Raw genomic sequence first — 20329 nt, 5'->3', positions numbered from 1 at the left:
AAAACCCGTTCACCTAGTTCGCTCCTACTTTGTAAACATACCCCTATACCTTATAAGTGGTAATATATAAGAAAAGTCTTCATAACAGAGGTGATGATGTGAGTAGTTCATTAATAAAACAAATTCCTTCATTACATAATTGCAATGAAGTTATTGAGATAAATAAGGGGTTTTCCTCGGATGAAAAATATCTCATCCTTGATGAGAGTAGTAATAAACTACTACTTCGAATGTTTTCTTTAGAAGAGTTGGAATCAAAGAAAACAGAGTTTTCCATCTTGGAAAGGATGCAGGATTATCGCGTTGCTTGTTCCAAACCGATTACCATCGGCGAGGTAGAAAATCGGGGGTATATGATCACATCGTACATAGATGGGGAGGATTCAGAGGTTGCTATCCCAACATACTCAGAAAAAGAACAATATAAAATTGGTATGGATGCGGGAAATGAACTTAGAAAAATGCATCAATTATCAGCTCCAGACCATATATCTTCGTGGTATGTAAGGAAAGTGGAAAAGCATAAGAGATATGTAGATGCTTACCATGCATGTGAGGTAAAAATAAAAGATGACCATAAAATACTGCGGTTTATTGATGAACATATTCATCTAATGAAACTGCGTCCGAACGTGTTTCAACATGATGATTTTCACCTTGGCAACATCATTGTGAATAAGAAAGAATTCGCAGGAGTGATAGACTTTAACAGGTATGATTGGGGAGATCCTATTCATGAATTTTTAAAAATAGGAATCTTTACCTGGGAAATAAGTATTCCTTTTTCCATAGGACAAATCAGAGGTTACTTTCAGAATAAAGAACCAGATGAACATTTTTGGAGATTGTATTCCCTTTACATGGCAATGTGTGTTTTCTCCACTGTCGTATGGACTATAAGAACCATTCCAAACAACTTGAATGAGATGTTAGATAAAGTTTATATGTTTTTGGAAGATCATGATTACTTCACCAGAGTAAAACCAAAGTGGTATCAAGAAAATGATTATAATAGAAAATTGTAATTACTGCTTTAACAGAGACGGAGTTAGGAGGAAGCGTTATGGTGGCAATGTTATTATCTGAGAAATTCGGAAACTTCGCAATAAGAGAATGTACGGATCGAATGATTGGATAAATTACTTTCATTGAAAAATGGAGAAGTTGTAGTAAAAAAAACGGGCTGAATTTAGTAGACCTAGCTCGTTTTTTTGTATCCTTAAAATGGAAACGGTGTTAAAATTAAGGTGGTAATAGTCAAAAGTCGAGAGGTGAGTTATGGAGAAAACTAGTAGTTATACTTATTTTGCGATATGTAGTAACGGTGAAATTGACGATAGAGGTTTAGTAGCATATGAGAAAGGGATATTTAACCCTGATGATATAACTAATTTACTAGAAATCCAACCTTTTCGGTCATGTACTTATGGTGATACAAGAAGGATTGGATCACCATATTTTTTCTCTTGTTGGGATGCTGAGGAGTCTGATATAGACAGGTTAGATATAGAAGCCCAATGTATGGATTCTATTAAAAATCTGAAATATAAAATTCCTTTACTAAATCAAATTAAGGAAAAATATGATGTGAATTTCGTGATTATGATAGTACCTAGTATCTATGGTGAAGAACCACCTGTCATGAGCTTTAATAAAGAGATAATTGAATTTTGCTATTTAACAGGTACAACGATCGAGGTTGATATGTATGTCTTTTCGGAAAAAGAGAAGAGTTGATATTTTGCACCTGGTATCAAGAGTTAGGCTTTAAAGTAACCTTTCGAGGGGATGGTTATCGAGTTTTATCCGTTGGAAATAGTGAAGTTCCATTAACTATTGAAGAAGGAAGCGTTTCTTCTTTGGAAAACAAAACATACCCTATTTTTTTCGCGAAGGATATTGAAAGTATATATAAACAGCTACAATAAAAAGGTGTACAGGTAACAGAAATAAAATGTGATGGCGATAATACATTTTTTGATTTTTATGATGTAGACAATAATAGATTGCAAGTTTGCTTCTGGGAGTAAATGTTGTAAAGGGGGTAAAAATGAAGAATTTTCTACTCATGAATGCAACTAGAATACTTTTCCTAGCTATTAGTATTCTACTATTTTTACGAATTATCGCTTTGGTAGAAGAACAGTCTGCTTGGAATATTGTACATGTAATGATGCTAAGCATATCGTGGATTAGCTTTTTGTTATTTGTTCTTATAAAACGTAATAGAGCTGAAGAGGTGTAGGTTGAACAAGTAATTAGTTTCCTAAATTGAAATGTTATAGACTATTACGGGAGAGATAAGGATGAATTGTATTTTTTGCAAGATTGTAAATAGAGAAACTCCAGCAGAAATTATATATGAAGATGAATATGTTATCTCTTTTTATGGGCTACACTTTAGTGCACCAGTTCATGCGTTAGTAATTCCAAAAAAACATATTGATAATATTATGGACATTAAAGAAGATGACGAAAAAATTATCTATAAAATCCATCATGGAATACAGGAGGTTGCTAAGATATTAGGGGTAGAGAAGGATGGTTTTAGAGTGATCACGAATACTGGTCAGCATGGGCAACAGGAGGTTTACCATATGCATTATCACCTTATTGGTGGTCGCCAATTGAAATGGGAGATGTAAAAGGATGGGCTGTAATAGTAAGTAGTTCCGTTTAGAGGGAGAAAACGAAAAAATTATACAGTAAAAACGGGACCTTTTCACATAGTGAGGTTTCACGTTTTTTTGCTAAAAACATAGTAAATATACATCTAATTAGCTCATGTTTGCTACGTTCCTATTCTGCTTGTTTTGGAAGGTTAATGGAAATTTTTATAGTATAATTAAACAATAAAGACTTTGAATGTTTAATATTAAACGAAAGGGGAGGAAGATACGATGACGTTTTTAACGATTATTGGAGTTTTAATATTAGGATTGGTTATGTTGATAGTGGGTTTTATCGCTAAAAAAAGATGGATTAAATTAGTATCAATAATTCCATTGGCTGTTGCAGGGTGGCACATTGTTAGAATGTTGGCTATGGGTTGATAATGATGAGTATTTTTAAGGGTTTATTTTATGGAACATATTAGCTTTGATAATATTCTTCATTGAAAAGAAATTTTAAAAGTTTCTCTAACGGGAGCGATCGTGAAAGAAGTTGCTACTGCTCCTGTTACGAACGGGGAGGATTGTTTTATAAGAGTATGAAACTTTTTTGTTGGTTTTGACGTAATTCTTATTATAGAGGAGGGATTGCCTTGAGATTCGTTCTTAACTTAATAAGCATTATTTCCTTTTCGCCATTTATAACTGATGTAACAGAAGAACAAATAGGAGAAAATATAAAACTTCTTAAAAAACATCAATGGTTCCAGAATTATCTAAGTAATGAAGAATACAGGAGACTAATTATTAAAGATAAGGATGTTCGTGAGGTTATCGGGAGATTTAACAACAAGAAGATGGATAACGATTCGTATCATACGAAGTTTCAAAAGAAGTTACACAACGTTTTAATAAAAAGGTCAAAGAGTATGAACTAATTGAAATGATGATTTAGAGATTGTGAAGTAAGGTACTTTTAGTAATAGTTGGCGTTAGCACCATTTACTGTCGTTGCCGTTGTGGTGCTATGAAGTATTTTAGTGCAATAAGGCTTTGCCGAACATATGGAGGTGGAAAATTGAAATCAAGTGAAAAAAGAACCACAGCCTTTTTGGTTCTTAGTGGTATATTATTTGTGTTTTCAATCTTGTCAATCTTGTTTTCTTTCGATAGTTTTATAAAAGATATCGTTTACTCTTTGGGGTTTTTGATTGCAATTATTTTAAGTCTATTTTATAAAAAACAAGCAAAACAAGAACGTAAACAAAATATAAAATAGTACTAAAATATTCAACAAACGGGTGCATTTCTTTAACAAGGAATGCCTTTTTTATGTCAGTAAAAAGGAAATTAATGTTAAACTATGAGTGTAGGATAGTGAAATAAAAAGGATGATTTAAGAGATGTATTTTGTTTATAAATCAAATGCTGAAATTGATGAATATGGTTATGTGATGTTTGAAGTAGAAGGAGATGAGCAGTTGTTTTCCTTTCGAGTAGGAATTAGTGAAATGGTATTAGCAGAATTTTTTTCTGATCTATCATCTATGCTAAATGGGGAAATACACTCTTTTGCAGTAGATGGTAATGAAGCGATGACATACTATACGTTTAAGAGAAATGGAAAAGAATTAAGAATTGAAACCAAACATCATCATATTCATGAAGTTTATGAGTTTTCCTTCCATAATTTTTGTAAAGCATTGCAAGTAGCGTTTCGAAAATTCTTTAGACAGCAGAGAATGAACAATAAGGAAGAAGCAACTCAAGAGATTTTAGATGAATGGATTATTTTTAATAAGACAATTAGTTTGTTTTATTAAGTGAACCAATTTCATAATTCACTGTTTTAAAAAAGCTGACACTTCCAGAATGATAGAAAATGCCAATTTAAAAAATTATGCTGCTACTGAATGAGAGTTAGATTGTTTCCTTGCAAGTCTCATACCATACCATTGTATACCATGGTAACTAAGTTAAAATGTACTTTTGCTCGTTCTCCAGTTCGGTATCTTACATTATTCAACTGAAAGAACTCTTTTAAATAACCAATAACACGTTCAACAGAGCACGTTCCTTGAATAGTTCCTTCCAAGAGACGGAACCTCGTGCTGGGGCACTGTAACGCCGTAAATCTGATTCTATTTTTATTTTGTAAACCTTTTGACATAGTGAATCATCTGCTAGTGGGCAAACAATACACTTTTTCGGGCGAGTATATTTTAATGTTTGGTACTTTCCATCAAAACTATCATATCGATAGGAATGTTCCCGTACACAGGTTGGTGCAAAATGTTGATCAAACCCAATTGGTTCTGATTCATTCTTTTTATTATAAGCAATGATGGAGTAGCCCTTCATTCGATGGACTTGTTCATAAATGGCATCATAATCATAACCTGCATCCATTAGTGCAAAGATTATCCTAAGATCTGGAAAGTTGCTCTCTATCCCCTTTAGTAAAGGGATAGCTCCTTTTCCATCGTTTAAGCTACCAGAAGAAATCATGGAATGGAGGATAAATTGAGATTTGGTATCCACAGCCAAATGGCCTTTATATCCATACCAAAACACATTTTTTCCTTCACTATTTTTCTTCACACCCCATGTAGGGTGAAGTGGCATTTGATCATGAAGTTCATTGTGAGGAACGTCTAACTGATTTTCTATTTTCTTTTCGAAAATAGGTAGAGAGGTGATTCTTCATACCTTTTTAATATGCGAATGATACTGTGATTTCGGTTGTGAAAGTTATGTGATTTACGTGTGAATTCGTCTGTGATTTGCCGTTTTGCACCTCTAAAGTAAATCCGTTAACCACAAAAACTGTGGTGCTATCTTTTTTCTTTCGTACAATGAAACGCAGGGAGCAGCAAGAACCGTTACCACTGCTTCTTGGGTTGATAATGATGATTGGGAACCAAATGATTTTACTTCTGGTGCTAATAGCTGGATTTCTGCAAAGAGACTTAAGTGGCGTGATGTTAGTTCGTGGATGGGGAAAAGAACCAAATGAGGTTTAATTTAACCGGAATAAAGAGAAATTTATTATTCAAAATAGCGCAGTGTGTAAACAAAAGAGGTAAGTGTAAACGGAGGCGATTCTTTGTTTTACCACTTTTGTACTATTATGCAAAGGAAAAAGGATTAAGGGGACAAGTACATATCGGTTGCAAGTTGAAACTTTACTTCATATCAATGAAAAAAATCTTTGCTTAAGTAAGTTCAAGCAAAGATTTTTTTGTGATATAGAGGGCCTACCTAAAGATAGACGCTTTTGGCCAAAGATATTTATAAATATAGAAAACTTATCCTAACGAGAAAGCACACTCAAACTATTGAAGTCTCAACTAACGCAAGACACCGTTAGTTGAGACTTTCCTTATCTTTACTATTTTTCGATTTATTCCTTTTTCTTCTTTTATTCTGCCAATTTAAATTTATCGAGTACTTTTTCCATGTCAATCATGATACTAGATAGTTCTTCTGAAATTTCTCCTAATTTAGTTGCTGAAACAGCTTGATTTTCGGTTGTTGCTGTTACTTCTTCCGTTGTAGCGGAACTATCCTCAGCAACCTTAACCATTTCCGTAATGGAGTTCTCAACCTCGGTTTTCCTAACATTGATTCGCTGGATAGCACTCTCAATTAATTGAATTTCGTTACCGATAACGCTAGTGTCATTAATGATTTCTTCAAAAGAAGACCTTGTAGATTGTATTGATGTTGTTTGTTGATTAAATAAATTTCTTGATGTTTTTACTAGGGATACAGAGTTTTCTGTTTGAGCCAATATATTTTCAATGATTGCATCAATTCTTATCGTAGATTGTTTAGATTGATTCGCGAGCTTTCTAACTTCTTGGGCAACTACTGAAAACCCTTTTCCACTTTCTCCAGCCCTAGCTGCTTCAATAGCAGCATTTAAAGAGAGGAGGTTTGTTTGATCACTTATCTCTTTAATCAACTTGACGATACTTTTAATACCATTAACATCTTTGAGAAGCTGAACAACCGTGTGATCAATTTGAGTAATGTTATCTCCAACTTCATGATTAATACTTGTTAAATCATCCATTTTAAGTATTGAATCATTACTCAGCTGATTTGTTTTTGATATAGAAGTAGATACATTTTGGACAGTTGCCGTAACTTCTTGAATCTCAGTTGATAATCCTTTCATTTCTTTACTTGTATGTTCAGCATCATCGACTTGCTTCATAGCACCATGTGCCATTTCATCAATTGCAGCTGCAATTTGATTTGCAACATCGGATGATTCAATTGAAATCTTTTTCATTTGCTCAGAGCTGTTTAATGCGTAGAGTGATACTTTTTTATTTTCTTGTATAATACTTGTAATATTTTCTAGCATATTGTTAAAACTTTGGCCTAACTGACCGATTTCATTGTTATTAGTATAGTCTGTCCGTACATATAAGTGTCCATCTTCCGCATTTTTCATCAAATCTCTAATTCTGTAAATTGGTTTTGTCAGTCCAGATGTTATAAATAAACCAGAAATAATTGCGATAATAACTAAAAGACCAACTATAACATAAACAAGAGATATGACATTATTTATATCTTTCATTAGCACGGATCTAGGAGTTGAAATGATAACATCCCAATTGTTAGATGTACTATTTATTGTTACTAGATTATCTTTATTAGACAATTCAAGAGAAGTATCAAGGCTTTTCCCAATATTATCTTCATCCGAACTCACCACAACTTGGTTATTGCTATCCACAATATTTATGATACTAGAGCTTTCATTTGCTAAAGCAAAAACTTCTGAAAAAGCACTACGGTCAACCGTTATGGTCATAAATCCAAAAACTCTACTCGTATAATCACGTAACGGTCGAAAAACATAAACATTATCCATATCATCTTTATATCCAGGTAACCATATCGACTCATTACTTCCCATAATTTCATCATGAAGTTCGGAGCCTAAGAGTTCGTCTCTGTTAAAGTTAACATCATCTGCATCTTCTCTAACTAAAACCCTACCATCATTTCTAACAAAGAACATCTGATTAATATTTGGATTGGTAAACTTAATAGATACTACCGTTCTTTCTGCAATTCGCGATGCCTGTGAATGAGCAGAATTATCAAACTCTTCTTCAGAGATTGTATTAATAAACTCTTGATTCGAAATAGCAATTAAGGTGCTCGTTTCTGTTTCAGTAATAATTCGATCAACACTATGTGTAATCAAATTCGATATGTCTGAATTCATATTAGACACTTGTTCTTCTATTGCATTACGAGATATGTTAAAGACAAAACTTGCTATGATGATACTGGGTATTATACTAAATAAAATAAAAAAAGTAACAAGCCTCCATTTTAGTGAAACATTCTTACCTAATGATATTTTGTCCAGATATGATGATTTTTCGTTATATTTTTTATTTATCTTTGTCCAAATAAGATGAATCCAATTTTTCGATTTGTTAATCCACTTTTGTATTAGGTTCTTCATAGCTTCTCCTCTGTTGTAAAAAAATGTAGGTACTTTCCATTTCCATAAAAGTTAACATATTGATCAAAAAACGAATCTTCATTCAATAAATACTAAGGAACACCTCCCCTATATTTTTTATATCCGTCTTTTTACATTTATGATAGTCGATATATATATGAATAATTGGACAAGAGAAACCTGATCTCGACTAGCTTTCACTCTATTCTTATCTATCATTTATATAAAATAACGAAACACTTGCTAAAAGATTATCTGTTAGATTTGGAGTGGAACCATCGAATTACATTTTCGTTTGCTAATGGTTGACCAATTCTTAAACCTTGAGCATAATTGACATTTAATTCTTTTAGAATATCCACTTGTGCTACTGTTTCTATCCCATCTGCAACAATTTTTAGAGACATTGTATGTGCCATGTCAGTTATAGATTTTACTATGGCTCGGTCCCTGTGGTCTGTAGCGATATTATCAATAAAAGATTTATTGATTTTAATTATTTGTACAGGTAAATTTTTTAGAAGCGAGAGGGATGAATAGCCTGTACCAAAATCATCCATCGTAAAAGTTAGCCCGAGGTTAATAAGTTTTTTTATATTTCTTGAAATGAGGGTAGTATCATCCATCATCGTTGATTCTGTCATTTCAAAAAAGAAATCTTCAGGACTACAGCCTATCTCATTTATTATCTTCTCAACTCGAGAGACAAAGTTAACATGATTTAATTGTTTTGATGAAATTTTTATAAAAACTTTTACAAATGGAAGATCATTAGCATTTAATAACTGCTTTAAAAAGCACGCTTCTCGAAGAACGAATTCTCCAATAGGTATAATGAACCCAGTCTTTTCTGCAAATGGTATAAACTCCTGAGGGTTCACTAATCCTAGTTCTGGAGATTCCCAACGTAATAATGCTTCAACCCCAATATATTTACCTGTAGAAAATTCATATATAGGTTGGTATTGAATAGTAAACTCCCTTTTATCAATGGCTTTTTGGAGTCTGTATTCAAAGTTTAATTGTTGAGAATTGTTGTTTCGCATCTGCTCATTAAATAGTTGAAGGCGATTCCTACCAAGTGATTTTGCATGATACATAGCTAAGTCTGCATGTAGCATCATTGTTTCCGCATCTTTGCTGTCATCAGGGTGTAAACTAATCCCAATGCTACTCGAAATAAGATATTCTCTCTCATCATCAATAAATGGTTCACTCAGGCAAGTAACTAACTTTGATCCGAAAAGGTAAGCGCTATCTATAGATTTAATATTTGGCATGACTATGACAAACTCATCGCCACCCAATCTAGCAAATAATTGTTGTTCAGTTGTGAGAGACCGAACTCGTTCTGCCACATATCGGAGCAATCTGTCTCCTGCTTGGTGACCGTAACTATCATTAATAAATTTAAATCGGTCTAGATCAAATAGAAATAAAGCTACTTTCTCTTTGTTCTTATTCGCTTCGTCGAGTATCTCAATCAATTTTTCTTCAAAATAAAATCGGTTAGCCAAACCAGTTAATTTGTCAGAATAGGCTAGTTCATTAATTCGTTCTTCATTTTTTTTTCGGATAGAAATATCCATAATGGATCCTAATACTTTTGAAGCGTTTCCAAAAGGATCATACTGAGTCTGTCCGGTAATATACATCCAAATGAAATGTCCTTCAGCGTGGCGAAATCTACATTCTACTTCAAATGGAGTATTTTCTTCGATATGACTTTGGAAGCTTTTTTTAACAGCCAATAGATCTTTGGGATGAATTAGATTAAACATATCGTTTAGTGTACTTTCATAGCCATTAAATGAATATCCAAGAATATGATTAATACCTCCACGGATGGAAATTTTCTTTGAAGTATAGTCTAGTGTCCATATGCCATCATACATAATGTTAGAAATTATCTCTAATTGATGAGAATATGATTTGTTTTCTTCATACATTGCTTCTTTTAGTAGTGCTGCTCCAAAGAAATTTGCTAATTGATATGTTGTGTTCAAAGGTTGACTAAAGGTAAAAATGTCCTGTAAACCAACAAACCCCAAAACCCCTAGTTCTTTGTCTTCTTGAACAATAGGTATAATGATAATTGCGTGTTCTCCATCCATGAACTCTTCATTGAACAATGTCTTTTTTGGAGGGAAATTTATTGGTAAGCAATTTTCAAGTGCAATATTTTCATATTTGCCAATTTCAAAATTTGTGTTGTACTTATTTACTTTTAATTGTTTATCATCATTTGGATCCCATAATCCTAGTAAGGCTTTTTGGAAAGGAGTATGAATGAGCCATTTTAAGTCTAAAACATTCTTATAGTTACTTGCTTGCATCATCTGCCCCAAGTTGAAATTACGATCTATCATATTTGATAAAAGTTTTATCGTATCGGATGGACCATCAGTAATCTCTTTGGAGGAGTCAATCTTACAACCACAACTTTCTCTTAACATGAACTTCGATTTTACATTAATAATTTTGTTAACGTTAATATATTTGTTGATGTAATGGCCGTTATCATGTGAGTCTGAGGTTGTTTCAGAAAGGTTAATAATTGCACTAACTGCCTGTTCACCGATTTCTCTTATAGGAAGATGGAAGGTTGTTAATGACGGCTTGCTTGTTACAGAAGTTGGACTATCGTCAAATCCAATAATAGCAACATCATTAGGAACGTTCACATTAAATCGATGGAACATATCAACTAATTCGCGAGCAACGAAATCATTCACTGAAATAATAGCAGTACAGGGTAATTTATTATCAATCATATTTGTTACTATATCAAAAGGACTTTTTTCCAAAGCATTATAAAAGTAGGATTTGCCATATTCAATATTGTGTTTTTTTAACGATCTTAAATATGAAGTAAACCTTTCTTTTGCATCAAAAAAATAATTATCTCCAACATATGCTATTCGTTCATGACCGTGTTCAATGAGGTGATGAACGGCTAAATCCATCATCTTTTCATTATCTATGGAAACTATGTAGTCACAGTCTAAAGTTGTATTAATCCCGATGATAGGTTTGCCTTTTTTTCGTAAATTTTCTATATACTGATTGTCGACGGCATCCATAATAACAATCCAAGCATCAACATAAGCTGATGAAAATGTATGAGAATAATTTCTAGCAGATGTACCGAAAATTATTATCTTACAATCATATTCTTTTGCCTTTTTAGAGATACCGAGTAGCAAATTACCATTGTAAAAACCATCTAATATTGGTGTAAGTACTCCGATTGTTTGAATTGTAGTCATTTTCATCTCCTACTATTTAAATTAAGTAGATATAATAATATAAAAGTAAACTAATTCTATACTCTCACAATATCATCTTACTACATTATCTCCGAGAAAACTGTAAATTATAGAAGAAATTAACTAGGTCTTTTAACCACTTTTTTAGTATGTTTTATTGATGTGGCGACCTGTAATGTATCATTGATTTATTTTGTTGTGATAAATTCAGAACTGGTACAAGAATATGGTGTCTACTGTATATTTATTTTATAATCAATAATAATTACATTAATCGAAATAGGCTGAAGTGTTACCCGCTACAAGCGACTAACCTGATGTGAAAATCAACATTGAATGATAACAGATCCTAAAAAAAAGGAAGATGCTAGATGATGAGACTCATAGATATTACTGAAGAGAATTGGTTAGAGGTTATTTTTTTATCGACGAGTAAGAAGTTGCCTACAATTTCTGAGGAGTTTGTTGCGTCTAATGCTTTGTCATTAGTTCAAGCTCAGTTTGAGAAAACATGGACTACAAAAGCAATTGAAAAAGACGGTATCATTATTGGTTTTACCATGTATGGTTATGCGGAACAACAAGGCTACTATGAGCTTTGTAGGATTATGATTGACTATAAATTTCAAGGTAATGGCTATGGAACAGAAGCAATTCAACTTATCATTTCCGAAATGAAAAAAATAGAGGATTGTAATGATATCTATTTATCTACGGACCCAGAGAATAGTAAAGGAAAGCGTGTATATGAAAAAATCGGTTTTATCAATACAGGAAAGTTGGTTGATGGAGAAGAATTGTTTGTGTATTCGTTTTAGAAGTAACGAAGAGAGTATTAGAGGTGAACGAAATGGAAAACAAGCTAAAAGAAGCCATTGATTTACGAAGGAAGGGAAATCATAAAGAATCGAATGAATTACTTTTTAGATTGGTAGAGAAGTTCCCTGATAACTCTATCATTAACTACCAATGTGCCTGGAGTTTTGATTTGTTAGGAGAAGAGGCGAAGGCAGTGCCCTTCTATGAGAGCGCGATTACGATTGGTTTGCCAGAAAAGGATTTAGAAGGAGCGTTCTTAGGATTAGGCAGTACATATAGAGCATTAGGACAATATGAAAAGTCAAAAAGCACATTTTTAAAAGGAATGGAACTATTTCCGAATAATAGAGCAATGCAGACGTTCTATTCCATGACCTTATATAATTTGAAAGAACATGATAAAGCGATGGAGTTACTACTCAAATGCCTGGTAGATACGACAAAGGACCCTGAGATCCACAGGTATAAAAGAGCCATTGAGTTTTATAGTGATAAGCTGGATGAGACTTGGGAGTAGGATTGGAATGTTGATATCACTGAAAGAAAAGTGATTTGAGGTGAAAGGTGATTATTTTATATATTCAATGATTCCGTAAACGGTTCTGCTTGGAAAAATAAAAATAGATAAGGTGATGATTCTCATGATCAATAATTTGACAATTGAACAAATAGATTCCGTTGAAAAATACATAGATGTGTTATCGGAACTTCTGATTCAAGTCGTAGAAGAGGGAGCGTCGATAGGATTTTTACCACCACTGCAACGAACTGATGCTAACAAGTACTGGAGAGAGGTAGTAAATCCTGAAGTTATTTTGTTTGTCGCAAAAATAAATGATCAGATAGCTGGTTCTGTACAATTGCAATTATGCACGAAACAAAATGGTAGTCATAGAGCTGAAATTGCTAAGCTAATGACGCACCCAAACTACCGACGTAATGGTATTGGTCGCTATCTGATGAATGGAGCAGAGGAACGAGCAAAGCAAGAAGGGAAGACTTTATTAGTTCTTGATACAAGAGAAGGTGACCCTTCGAACCTCCTCTATTCTTCTATTGGTTTTATAGAGGCTGGTAAGATCCCTTTTTATGCTAAATCCGCAAATGGAGAACTGGATTCTACCGTTTTTTATTATAAATCGCTGTAAGTTATAATAACAATTCAATTCCGTTTTTGTCAGAGAGGATCAGGAGTGGATGAATGCTCCTCCTCTTTTCTACTCTATTTTTAGTAGGCGGAATAGTATTATTACTATTGCTTTAAAGAAACAAGAATGGATCATGATGGTTATAATAATGATATGTGTCTTAGTTAGGAAGGGTGAAGTAATGATACATTATTTAGGAACACCCATAATTGAAACTGAGCGGTTACTTCTTAGAAAGATGGAATCGGCTGATACTCAAAAGGCTTTCAACCACTGGCTTTCGGACGAACGTGTTTCGGACAATCGAGTCAGTGCGGCACACAAGACTGTTCCAGAAACAATGGAGAGGATAGAAAAAATTGTAAGGAATTATGTCAGAAAAGATTTTTGTTGGTGGGCTATTGAGCGAAAAGTGGATAGTGAATTGATTGGAGAAATCGATTTGTATGACTTCGATAAAAGTACGGGAAACTGTGAGGTAAGTTATACGATTGGATATAAATGGTGGAACCAAGGGTGTGGAACAGAAGCGCTAAGGGCGGTTATGGAATTCGGTTTCCGACACATGAACATACATAAAATCGCTGCAGCACATAACATTGATAATCCTGCTTCAGGAAAAGTGATGGGGAAAGCAGGGATGGTTCAAGAAGGTATTATCAGACATAAGATTCGTAATGCCAAGAATCAATACAAAGACTGTGCGGTTTTCGGAATACTTCAAGAGGATTACTTCAAAAACAATACTAGTGACCAAAATTATATTATGAAAATTAACCAAATTACTCTTCAATAGTTTTTCTAATATCACATCAAGTGAACTTTTGAAACTATTTACGGGTAGAGGTCCTAACCCATACTTCACCAGCTTGAATATAAATAATTTAAGTGAAGAGATAGAATTCATCAAGGACATATTTTGTAGAAGTAATGGCGTCGGTGCAACCAGTTGAATAATGGCTATTTAGGGGGAACTATGGAATCAAAAGCATGGTTAGAGTCGGAAACTGGGCTTTATACAAACCAGCAATTCTTTTCACTGTGGATGATAATTTTAGCTTAAAACAAAATTCCAACTTTAGCGAGGTTAAAATCCTTTATACTAGGCATCTTGTCAATGATTGGTTTGGCAGTTACAGAGGGAGGGATAGAAAAGGAAGCAGCAAGAACCGTCCCCACTGCTTCCATGTTTTACTTGTTCTTATCTGGATTCGGATCTTGTTCTTCGGCGAACTCGAATGCAAAACGTTGAGAAAAGTGACGTTGTTTTTCCAGGCGAATAGGTTTTACATTCTTTAAAATATAGGAATGGACAAACACTTCAGATCCAGCAAGAAGCGTAGCAGAAATAATGCTTCCCCAAGCAATAAGTAAATAGCTATCTAAGACAATTCCTCCGAATACCCAAACAACGATATAGGTAAGGAAAAAATCCACAACAACGGATTCCCTTTTTCCAATTCGAGGAAGAAGCATGCGATCTCCGATTACATACGTAATAATTGTAACTAACAAGCTAAAGGAAACAATGTCTACGAACGTAGCGTCAAAAAACAAATCAAAGCTAATCCAGAATATAAAAAAGCTAGCAACGAACTTTAACAAAAGTACTTTAATATGCTCCATCATATAAAAACTCCTTTTAGGAATAGTATGGTTTAAAAGAAGAGGTTACAAACTGGTTATTTTCACAAATAGTGATTTCATTAATCTACGGGATGGCCCCTTCGGTTATGAGGTTTATATTTCCACATGAATTTAGAACAGTGAACAATGCATATTCAAGACTTGAGCTAAGACTTTGGTAATTTTTTTGACAAACTAGTGGGTTGTAAAAAAACGAGATGTCATCGAGGTATCTCGTTTTTTGCGCAACAAAAAATGGAAAACAATGTTAAAATTAAGGGGGGTTAGGTTACTTGTAAAATAATTATTGAATAGGAGGTTCTCTACTCTATGAAAAGGACAATTATTTTTGTCTTATGCGTTGTGTTGTTCATTGCAGCGTTATTATTGTTTAATCCTTATAACTTGTATCATCACATAAAAGCGGAAGAGACAGTTTCAAGAATTTTTGCTGACCCTAATATAAAAGAAACGGTTTTTGCTGATTCCTCAGAAATAACAAATATAAGATATTTAGGAAGTAATATGTATCGTGGAGAAATATCGAATATGATTTTTTTAATGGAAATTAAGAAGGATGGTTCTCGAACTAGCTATGAAATATATGAATTCAAACAGAGGATAGAATCAATCGGATACTAAGGGGAGTAACTACGAATAGGTAAGGACGTGGGAGCGTGTATTCAATGATAAAGTGGTTGATGGAATAAATGTGTTTGAGGTTTTTAGAACGTGTCGATGGTATTTTATGCTACCATTGTTGATATGGTTAGTTGGTGTTGTAATTCAATCGAAAGAGCATAGAAGGATGTTAGGGATAACGATAACTGTGTTTCCATTAGCATTTTATGTATTATTGTTTTTTAGGATTTTTCTTTCCTTAAAATTACTTACATGTTGATACTACTTTTTGCGGTGTAATCGGAATTATTGGGAGGAAAATGAGAGAAATGATAAATATTATGGCATTAAAATATCCAAATATCCCCCACTATGAATGGCAAGGAGAATTACTTCAAAAAACGGAAGATTATGTGTTGGTACATTGCAAACCTGGGAGACAATTAAAGCATTATACAAAGGAAGAAACGTTTACAGTAAACAATTCATCTATCGAATATTTTTCGTTAAAAGAGTGGTTTACAGCTGCAATGGAGATAGAGTATGGTAAGGTTACTTCGTATTATTGCAATATTGCGAAGCCTTCTAAGTTGGAAGGTTACAGCCTTCGTTTTGTTGATTTGGATTTAGATTTCGTTAATAGAAATAAAGTAGGTTGGCAAGTAATCGATGAAGATGAATTTGTAACGAATAGTTCTAAATATGGCTACCCTGTGGAACTAAAAGAGTCAGCAATCAAGGCACTAGAGGAATTAAAAAGAAAAGTGAAAGCGAAAGATTTTCCGTTTGATGAAGATTTCTTGAGAAATTTGCATGGAGAATAGTGACATCGGTTTTGAACAATATAATGAAACTTATAATGATGCTATAAAGAGATTGTGGTCGTTCAGTTTTAGTAATGATACCCATTCTAAAGGATATTTTGAACGAGGATGGAAGAGTATTTGATGATTTGCACTTGAATAAATGGAGAACGATAGTCCATGTAACTGTTCCTGTTTTTGTTCAATAAACGGGTAGGATTGTGAAAATTGATTTTGCGGCATACGAAGTTTTTTCCTTAAATGAGTGACCAAAGATCCTTAAAATAAGGGGAGATATTCCCTTTAAGCTGCAGAATATAGCTTGTTTAGGGCGAAATAAGGGTAGATTTTCCTTTTAATCTAGCAAAATAATCAAATTATCATGGTTATTAAGTAAATAGCAGTAATTTTTCCGTCTATTTTAACTATTTTTGGTTCCAATTTCTAAATAAGGGAAGTTTCTCCCCTTATTTAATCAACCCCCATGTTGCTGATACCCTCATTGGTCCGAGTGGGTCCACTCTTTTATGGATTGGTGGGGTCGAATCATGAATAAGGAGTGGTTTATAGTACAGAACGCCTGCTTTTCTTTAATGTAAACTTAAATATGGTGAAACTTATTCAAGTAATGGTGTAGGGTCAACGAGGATGATTGTTTAATAAGATTTCATTAAGAAGGAGGTTATCATATGAAGGAGACTCTGTTGTTTTGGGTGTTTTTTCTTTTAATTTTGTATGTGAGTCATCATTTTTACTTTTACTTTATAGATCCTTTATTAATTTTATTTTATCTCGATGTAATGTATTTAGTTATTTTTCCAGTTATTTTTATTCCGTTATCGGCTGTTTTGGCAAAAATAACAAAGAATTACTTTTTATCAAATAATTAAAGTAGAGGGAGCGTCAACATAAGGAGCTACCTCGAGGATAAAGACTTTATCACCCATTTTGTAGAAGTAATGGAATCGGTATAACCGCTTGTTGTACGTAACTTGGTCGTATAAGATGGCGCGTAGAGAAAAATAGTTTTATAGACTAGTTACTCCTCATAAGGAAAAATACGTAAGATAACGGGAGACCGATCCTAATATGATACTAAGGGGAAGAGATAAATAGCATGACAAAGATGATCGCTTTCTTTTTTGTTGCAATAATATAATAGTTCCTTTAATGAGTTATCAGTGCAACTCAGATTTTAAATAATCGACATGCTCTCTTTGCTTGTCTAAGATAGAAGATACGAGGTTCAAACTTTGTTCATCGAGCTTATCTCGAACCAATTCCTCCGTCATTTTAATTCCATAGAGATTTTCTCCTTTAATTGCATGTTTTAGAATTTCTTGATCACTACTTGAATGGTCAAATAGTTGGCTAATGGAAAGTTCGATCTTGCCGATAACCCCTTCACTAGTAGCTGGAGTTCCTTGAAGCTCTTGTATTCGTTCGGAAAGCAAGTCTGCATGGTGTTTTAAGTCTTTTTGGATGGTAATGAATCTATTTCGAAGCGGGGAAGACTCTTCAAGAGTTTTAATGAATTCTTCAAAAGAATGTACCCCCATGTATTGGCCTTGAAGTAACTTATTTAACGTTTTTACAACATCCTGATTATTCATTGGAATCATTCCTTTTGGTTATTTCATTGATTGGGTTTATAGTTTTAGCAAAAAAAAATGAATCCATACTTTTTGTCGTATTTCATTCTTATTTTTTAAAATAGAACAAGTTTTAAACACAAATTATTAGAATTAGGTGGTTACTTGAAGACGAAAACACCGAAAAAAGTACATATTATTGGCTCTGTTGGAAGTGGGAAAACAACCTTAGCAAAAGAATTATCTTCAAAGCTAACGATACCTCATTATGAATTAGATAATGTTATCTGGATAAGGGATACGTCTGGGGAAATAAGAAGAACGGAACAAGAAAGAGAAGAGTATCTAAACAGTATTATCCAATCGGAAAGTTGGATAATGGAAGGAGTGCATAGTGAGGAGTGGGTAAGCAATAGTTTTCAACGTGCAGATTTGATTATCTTTTTAGATACGAAATACTCAACAAGAACGTACCGAATCATACAGCGGTTTATCAAACAGAAGCTTCGATTAGAGAAATCGAATTACAAACCAACATTTAAGATATTTTTAAAAATGTTTCAATGGAATCGTTACTTTGAGGATGTGGGAAAAGTCCATTTTTTCAACAAATATGACATATATAAAGACAAGATAGAAGTTATACAGCACACAAATAATATTAGAGAAATACTTCAACGAAAGAAGTAGAGCTAATAAGATAACGGGCTGTAATTTTGCAGTGCGTAATAGGCTGCATGTTGAATCCCGCCCGTCTCGGACTATCAGCGTGTGGGGCAGGAACCTCTTAGTAATAAATCCGTGGTGGATTATTCGCTTGGAGGTTCACCGTTATGGGGAGTTGTCCGTATAGCTCTTTCCACTCTTCACCATCCTCCACTTTGAGTTGATGATACGCCATAAGTTCACGACCGTATTACCTTTTAGCTTCCCTATAGAGCAGGTATGTAAAAAAGGAATGTTTCTTTTCTGATAACAAAAACTTATGACCAGATATTTGTCACAAATATTCACCCTTCCTCGTCTTGATTTATGAAATAATAAGAGGAGGTTATCTTATGGGTCAAAAATGGGATGTTGTTATTATCGGTGGTGGCCTAGCTGGGTTCGTGGCAGCCAATTATTTAGCGAGTTACAATTTATCTATATTAGTACTTGAAAAGAATAAAAATGTAGGTGGAAGAGCAAGAACTGATCATATACGTCAGCAGTATTTTAATTTAGGACCACATGCTCTATATAAAAAAAGTAAAGCGAAGGCGATTCTCGAGGAATTAAATATACAGATTTCTGGAAAGTCACCAAAGATAGGTGGCATTTTAGTTAAAGATAATTATGAATATATTGCACCTTTTTCTCCTTTAGGTTTGCTCAATACAAAATTTTTAAGTTGGAAAGAACGTATTGAATGGGCTAAAGTTTTAATGAATGTGATATCAATTGATAATGAAAAGTTAGTAAATCAAACATTCGAGCAATGGGTTCAGCAAACAACTCGTTCAGCAAATGTGCAATCAATACTCTTTTTACTAGGCAGACTTGCGACGTATTGTCATTCTCCTGAAAAAGTAAGCGCGAAGGTTATGTTATTTCATTTGAAGGCTTCCCTGAGCGGTGTACTATATCTAGATAAAGGCTGGCAAACAATGATAGACCAACTTCACAATAATGCGGTTACATGTGGTGTACAGGTTCAAACAAGTAAGAGTATCAAACAGATTTTTCCTATTGAAAAGGATCATTTTAAATTGGTACTAACTGATGAAGAGGTTATTTTTGGGAAAAATGTGTTAAGTACAGTAGGGCCAAATGAACTCAATCAGATGTTAGGTGAAAAGTCTCCCTTCTCCCAAATTGAATCGTTTACTGAAATACAATCTGTAAATGGGGCTACACTTGATATTGCTTTAACGCAGCTTCCGAATCCAAAGAAATTATTCGCCATGGGAATTGTGGAGCCAATTTATTTTTCTGTACATTCAAATTATGCGCGACTCTCTGATGATGCCAAAAGTATAGTTATGCATGTATTTAAATACCACAAACCAAATGAAAACATAGATCGGAAAAAGGTGAAAATGGAGCTTGAGCAATTTTTAGAAAAGATACAACCAGGATGGAAAAGCTATGTTATTACGAGTCGCTTTATTCCTGACATTACAGTTAACCAGCGATTACCTCAACCAGGTGATGAGGAAATGTTACAGTGTTCTAAAAATAAAATCCCTGGATTATATATAGCGGGAGATTGGACTTCACCAAATTTAATATTGTCGGAAGGAGCAGTCACTAGCGGGAAACAAGCGGCTGAGGAAATTATAAAAAAGGAAAAGAGTTGATAG

Annotated in this window: 22 protein-coding genes and 1 pseudogene; 17 read left to right on the top strand and 6 right to left on the bottom strand. The window is 33.8% G+C overall.

Features of this window, described 5'->3' with window-relative positions; all coding sequences use genetic code 11:
- Nucleotides 1-98: 98 nt before the first annotated feature.
- The 8 genes from ACERII_RS19530 to ACERII_RS19495 all read left to right on the top strand — a co-directional run bounded on the left by ACERII_RS19530 (nt 99) and on the right by ACERII_RS19495 (nt 4435).
- Nucleotides 99-1025 (top strand): aminoglycoside phosphotransferase family protein, encoded by a 927-nt coding sequence (locus tag ACERII_RS19530; protein WP_373644534.1) that lies wholly within the window; start codon nt 99-101, stop codon nt 1023-1025.
- Between the two features lie 253 nt (nt 1026-1278).
- Complete coding sequence (locus ACERII_RS19525; protein WP_373644532.1) at nt 1279-1737, top strand: DUF4279 domain-containing protein; 459 nt, start codon at nt 1279-1281, stop codon at nt 1735-1737.
- A 313-nt stretch (nt 1738-2050) separates the two neighbouring features.
- Nucleotides 2051-2245, top strand: coding sequence for a hypothetical protein (locus tag ACERII_RS19520; protein ID WP_373644531.1), 195 nt, complete (start codon nt 2051-2053; stop codon nt 2243-2245).
- Nucleotides 2246-2306: 61 nt separating this feature from the next.
- The gene (locus tag ACERII_RS19515) at nt 2307-2645 is read left to right on the top strand and encodes a histidine triad nucleotide-binding protein (RefSeq protein ID WP_373644530.1); all 339 of its coding nucleotides are present in this window, start codon (nt 2307-2309) and stop codon (nt 2643-2645) included.
- A 255-nt stretch (nt 2646-2900) separates the two neighbouring features.
- The gene (locus tag ACERII_RS19510) at nt 2901-3053 is read left to right on the top strand and encodes a hypothetical protein (protein ID WP_373644528.1); all 153 of its coding nucleotides are present in this window, start codon (nt 2901-2903) and stop codon (nt 3051-3053) included.
- 212 nt (nt 3054-3265) lie between these two features.
- Nucleotides 3266-3550: a hypothetical protein gene (locus ACERII_RS19505; protein WP_373644527.1), complete on the top strand. Its 285-nt coding sequence runs from the start codon at nt 3266-3268 to the stop codon at nt 3548-3550.
- Between the two features lie 140 nt (nt 3551-3690).
- Complete coding sequence (locus ACERII_RS19500) at nt 3691-3891, top strand: hypothetical protein (protein ID WP_373644526.1); 201 nt, start codon at nt 3691-3693, stop codon at nt 3889-3891.
- A 124-nt stretch (nt 3892-4015) separates the two neighbouring features.
- Entirely contained in the window at nt 4016-4435 is a 420-nt protein-coding gene (locus ACERII_RS19495) for a hypothetical protein (RefSeq protein WP_373644525.1), read from the top strand.
- A 75-nt stretch (nt 4436-4510) separates the two neighbouring features.
- On the opposite strand, the pseudogene ACERII_RS19490 reads toward ACERII_RS19495, so the two are convergent.
- The 3 genes and pseudogenes from ACERII_RS19490 to ACERII_RS19480 all read right to left on the bottom strand — a co-directional run.
- Nucleotides 4511-5306 (bottom strand): annotated as a pseudogene (locus ACERII_RS19490) (transposase); the annotation flags it as partial.
- 727 nt (nt 5307-6033) lie between these two features.
- Entirely contained in the window at nt 6034-8109 is a 2076-nt protein-coding gene (locus ACERII_RS19485) for a methyl-accepting chemotaxis protein (RefSeq protein ID WP_373644524.1), read from the bottom strand.
- Between the two features lie 251 nt (nt 8110-8360).
- A complete protein-coding gene (locus ACERII_RS19480) occupies nt 8361-11378 on the bottom strand; it encodes an EAL domain-containing protein (protein ID WP_373644523.1) in 3018 nt (1005 codons plus the stop codon).
- 371 nt (nt 11379-11749) lie between these two features.
- Between ACERII_RS19480 and ACERII_RS19475 the strand changes: the two genes are divergently transcribed.
- The 4 genes from ACERII_RS19475 (at nt 11750) to ACERII_RS19460 (ending at nt 14141) form a co-directional block, all read left to right on the top strand.
- A complete protein-coding gene (locus tag ACERII_RS19475; RefSeq protein WP_373644522.1) occupies nt 11750-12196 on the top strand; it encodes a GNAT family N-acetyltransferase in 447 nt (148 codons plus the stop codon).
- Between the two features lie 32 nt (nt 12197-12228).
- On the top strand, nt 12229-12714 hold the full coding sequence (locus ACERII_RS19470; protein WP_373644521.1) for a tetratricopeptide repeat protein: 486 nt from the start codon (nt 12229-12231) through the stop codon (nt 12712-12714).
- Nucleotides 12715-12838: 124 nt separating this feature from the next.
- Complete coding sequence (locus ACERII_RS19465) at nt 12839-13345, top strand: GNAT family N-acetyltransferase (RefSeq protein ID WP_373644520.1); 507 nt, start codon at nt 12839-12841, stop codon at nt 13343-13345.
- Between the two features lie 181 nt (nt 13346-13526).
- A complete protein-coding gene (locus ACERII_RS19460; protein ID WP_373644519.1) occupies nt 13527-14141 on the top strand; it encodes a GNAT family N-acetyltransferase in 615 nt (204 codons plus the stop codon).
- A gap of 395 nt (nt 14142-14536) precedes the next feature.
- Here the strand turns inward: ACERII_RS19460 and ACERII_RS19455 are convergent, their stop codons facing one another.
- Complete coding sequence (locus ACERII_RS19455; RefSeq protein ID WP_373644518.1) at nt 14537-14974, bottom strand: YndM family protein; 438 nt, start codon at nt 14972-14974, stop codon at nt 14537-14539.
- 327 nt (nt 14975-15301) lie between these two features.
- Here ACERII_RS19455 and ACERII_RS19450 point away from each other — a divergent pair, with 327 nt between their 5' ends.
- Nucleotides 15302-15613 carry a hypothetical protein gene (locus ACERII_RS19450; RefSeq protein WP_373644517.1) on the top strand — a complete coding sequence of 104 codons (312 nt, stop codon included), beginning with the start codon at nt 15302-15304 and terminating at the stop codon, nt 15611-15613.
- 308 nt (nt 15614-15921) lie between these two features.
- Nucleotides 15922-16416, top strand: coding sequence for a DUF402 domain-containing protein (locus ACERII_RS19445; protein WP_373644516.1), 495 nt, complete (start codon nt 15922-15924; stop codon nt 16414-16416).
- Between the two features lie 30 nt (nt 16417-16446).
- On the opposite strand, the gene ACERII_RS19440 is transcribed toward ACERII_RS19445, so the two are convergent.
- The gene (locus ACERII_RS19440; protein WP_373644515.1) at nt 16447-16638 is read right to left on the bottom strand and encodes a hypothetical protein; all 192 of its coding nucleotides are present in this window, start codon (nt 16636-16638) and stop codon (nt 16447-16449) included.
- Nucleotides 16639-17084: 446 nt separating this feature from the next.
- Here ACERII_RS19440 and ACERII_RS19435 point away from each other — a divergent pair, with 446 nt between their 5' ends.
- The gene (locus ACERII_RS19435) at nt 17085-17285 is read left to right on the top strand and encodes a hypothetical protein (RefSeq protein ID WP_373644513.1); all 201 of its coding nucleotides are present in this window, start codon (nt 17085-17087) and stop codon (nt 17283-17285) included.
- Nucleotides 17286-17573: 288 nt separating this feature from the next.
- Here the strand turns inward: ACERII_RS19435 and ACERII_RS19430 are convergent, their stop codons facing one another.
- Nucleotides 17574-18008, bottom strand: coding sequence for a DUF2383 domain-containing protein (locus ACERII_RS19430; RefSeq protein ID WP_373644511.1), 435 nt, complete (start codon nt 18006-18008; stop codon nt 17574-17576).
- A 144-nt stretch (nt 18009-18152) separates the two neighbouring features.
- On the opposite strand from ACERII_RS19430, the gene ACERII_RS19425 reads away from it, so the two are divergent.
- Both ACERII_RS19425 and ACERII_RS19420 read left to right on the top strand, forming a co-directional pair.
- Nucleotides 18153-18677: an AAA family ATPase gene (locus tag ACERII_RS19425; protein WP_373644510.1), complete on the top strand. Its 525-nt coding sequence runs from the start codon at nt 18153-18155 to the stop codon at nt 18675-18677.
- A 368-nt stretch (nt 18678-19045) separates the two neighbouring features.
- Nucleotides 19046-20326 carry a phytoene desaturase family protein gene (locus ACERII_RS19420; protein WP_373644509.1) on the top strand — a complete coding sequence of 427 codons (1281 nt, stop codon included), beginning with the start codon at nt 19046-19048 and terminating at the stop codon, nt 20324-20326.
- The last annotated feature ends 3 nt before the right edge of the window (nt 20327-20329 follow it).

It is taken from the genome of Evansella sp. AB-rgal1, from assembly GCF_041820985.1.
Lineage (GTDB): Bacteria > Bacillota > Bacilli > Bacillales > Salisediminibacteriaceae > Evansella.
This window is presented reverse-complemented; position numbering and strand designations above follow the sequence as displayed.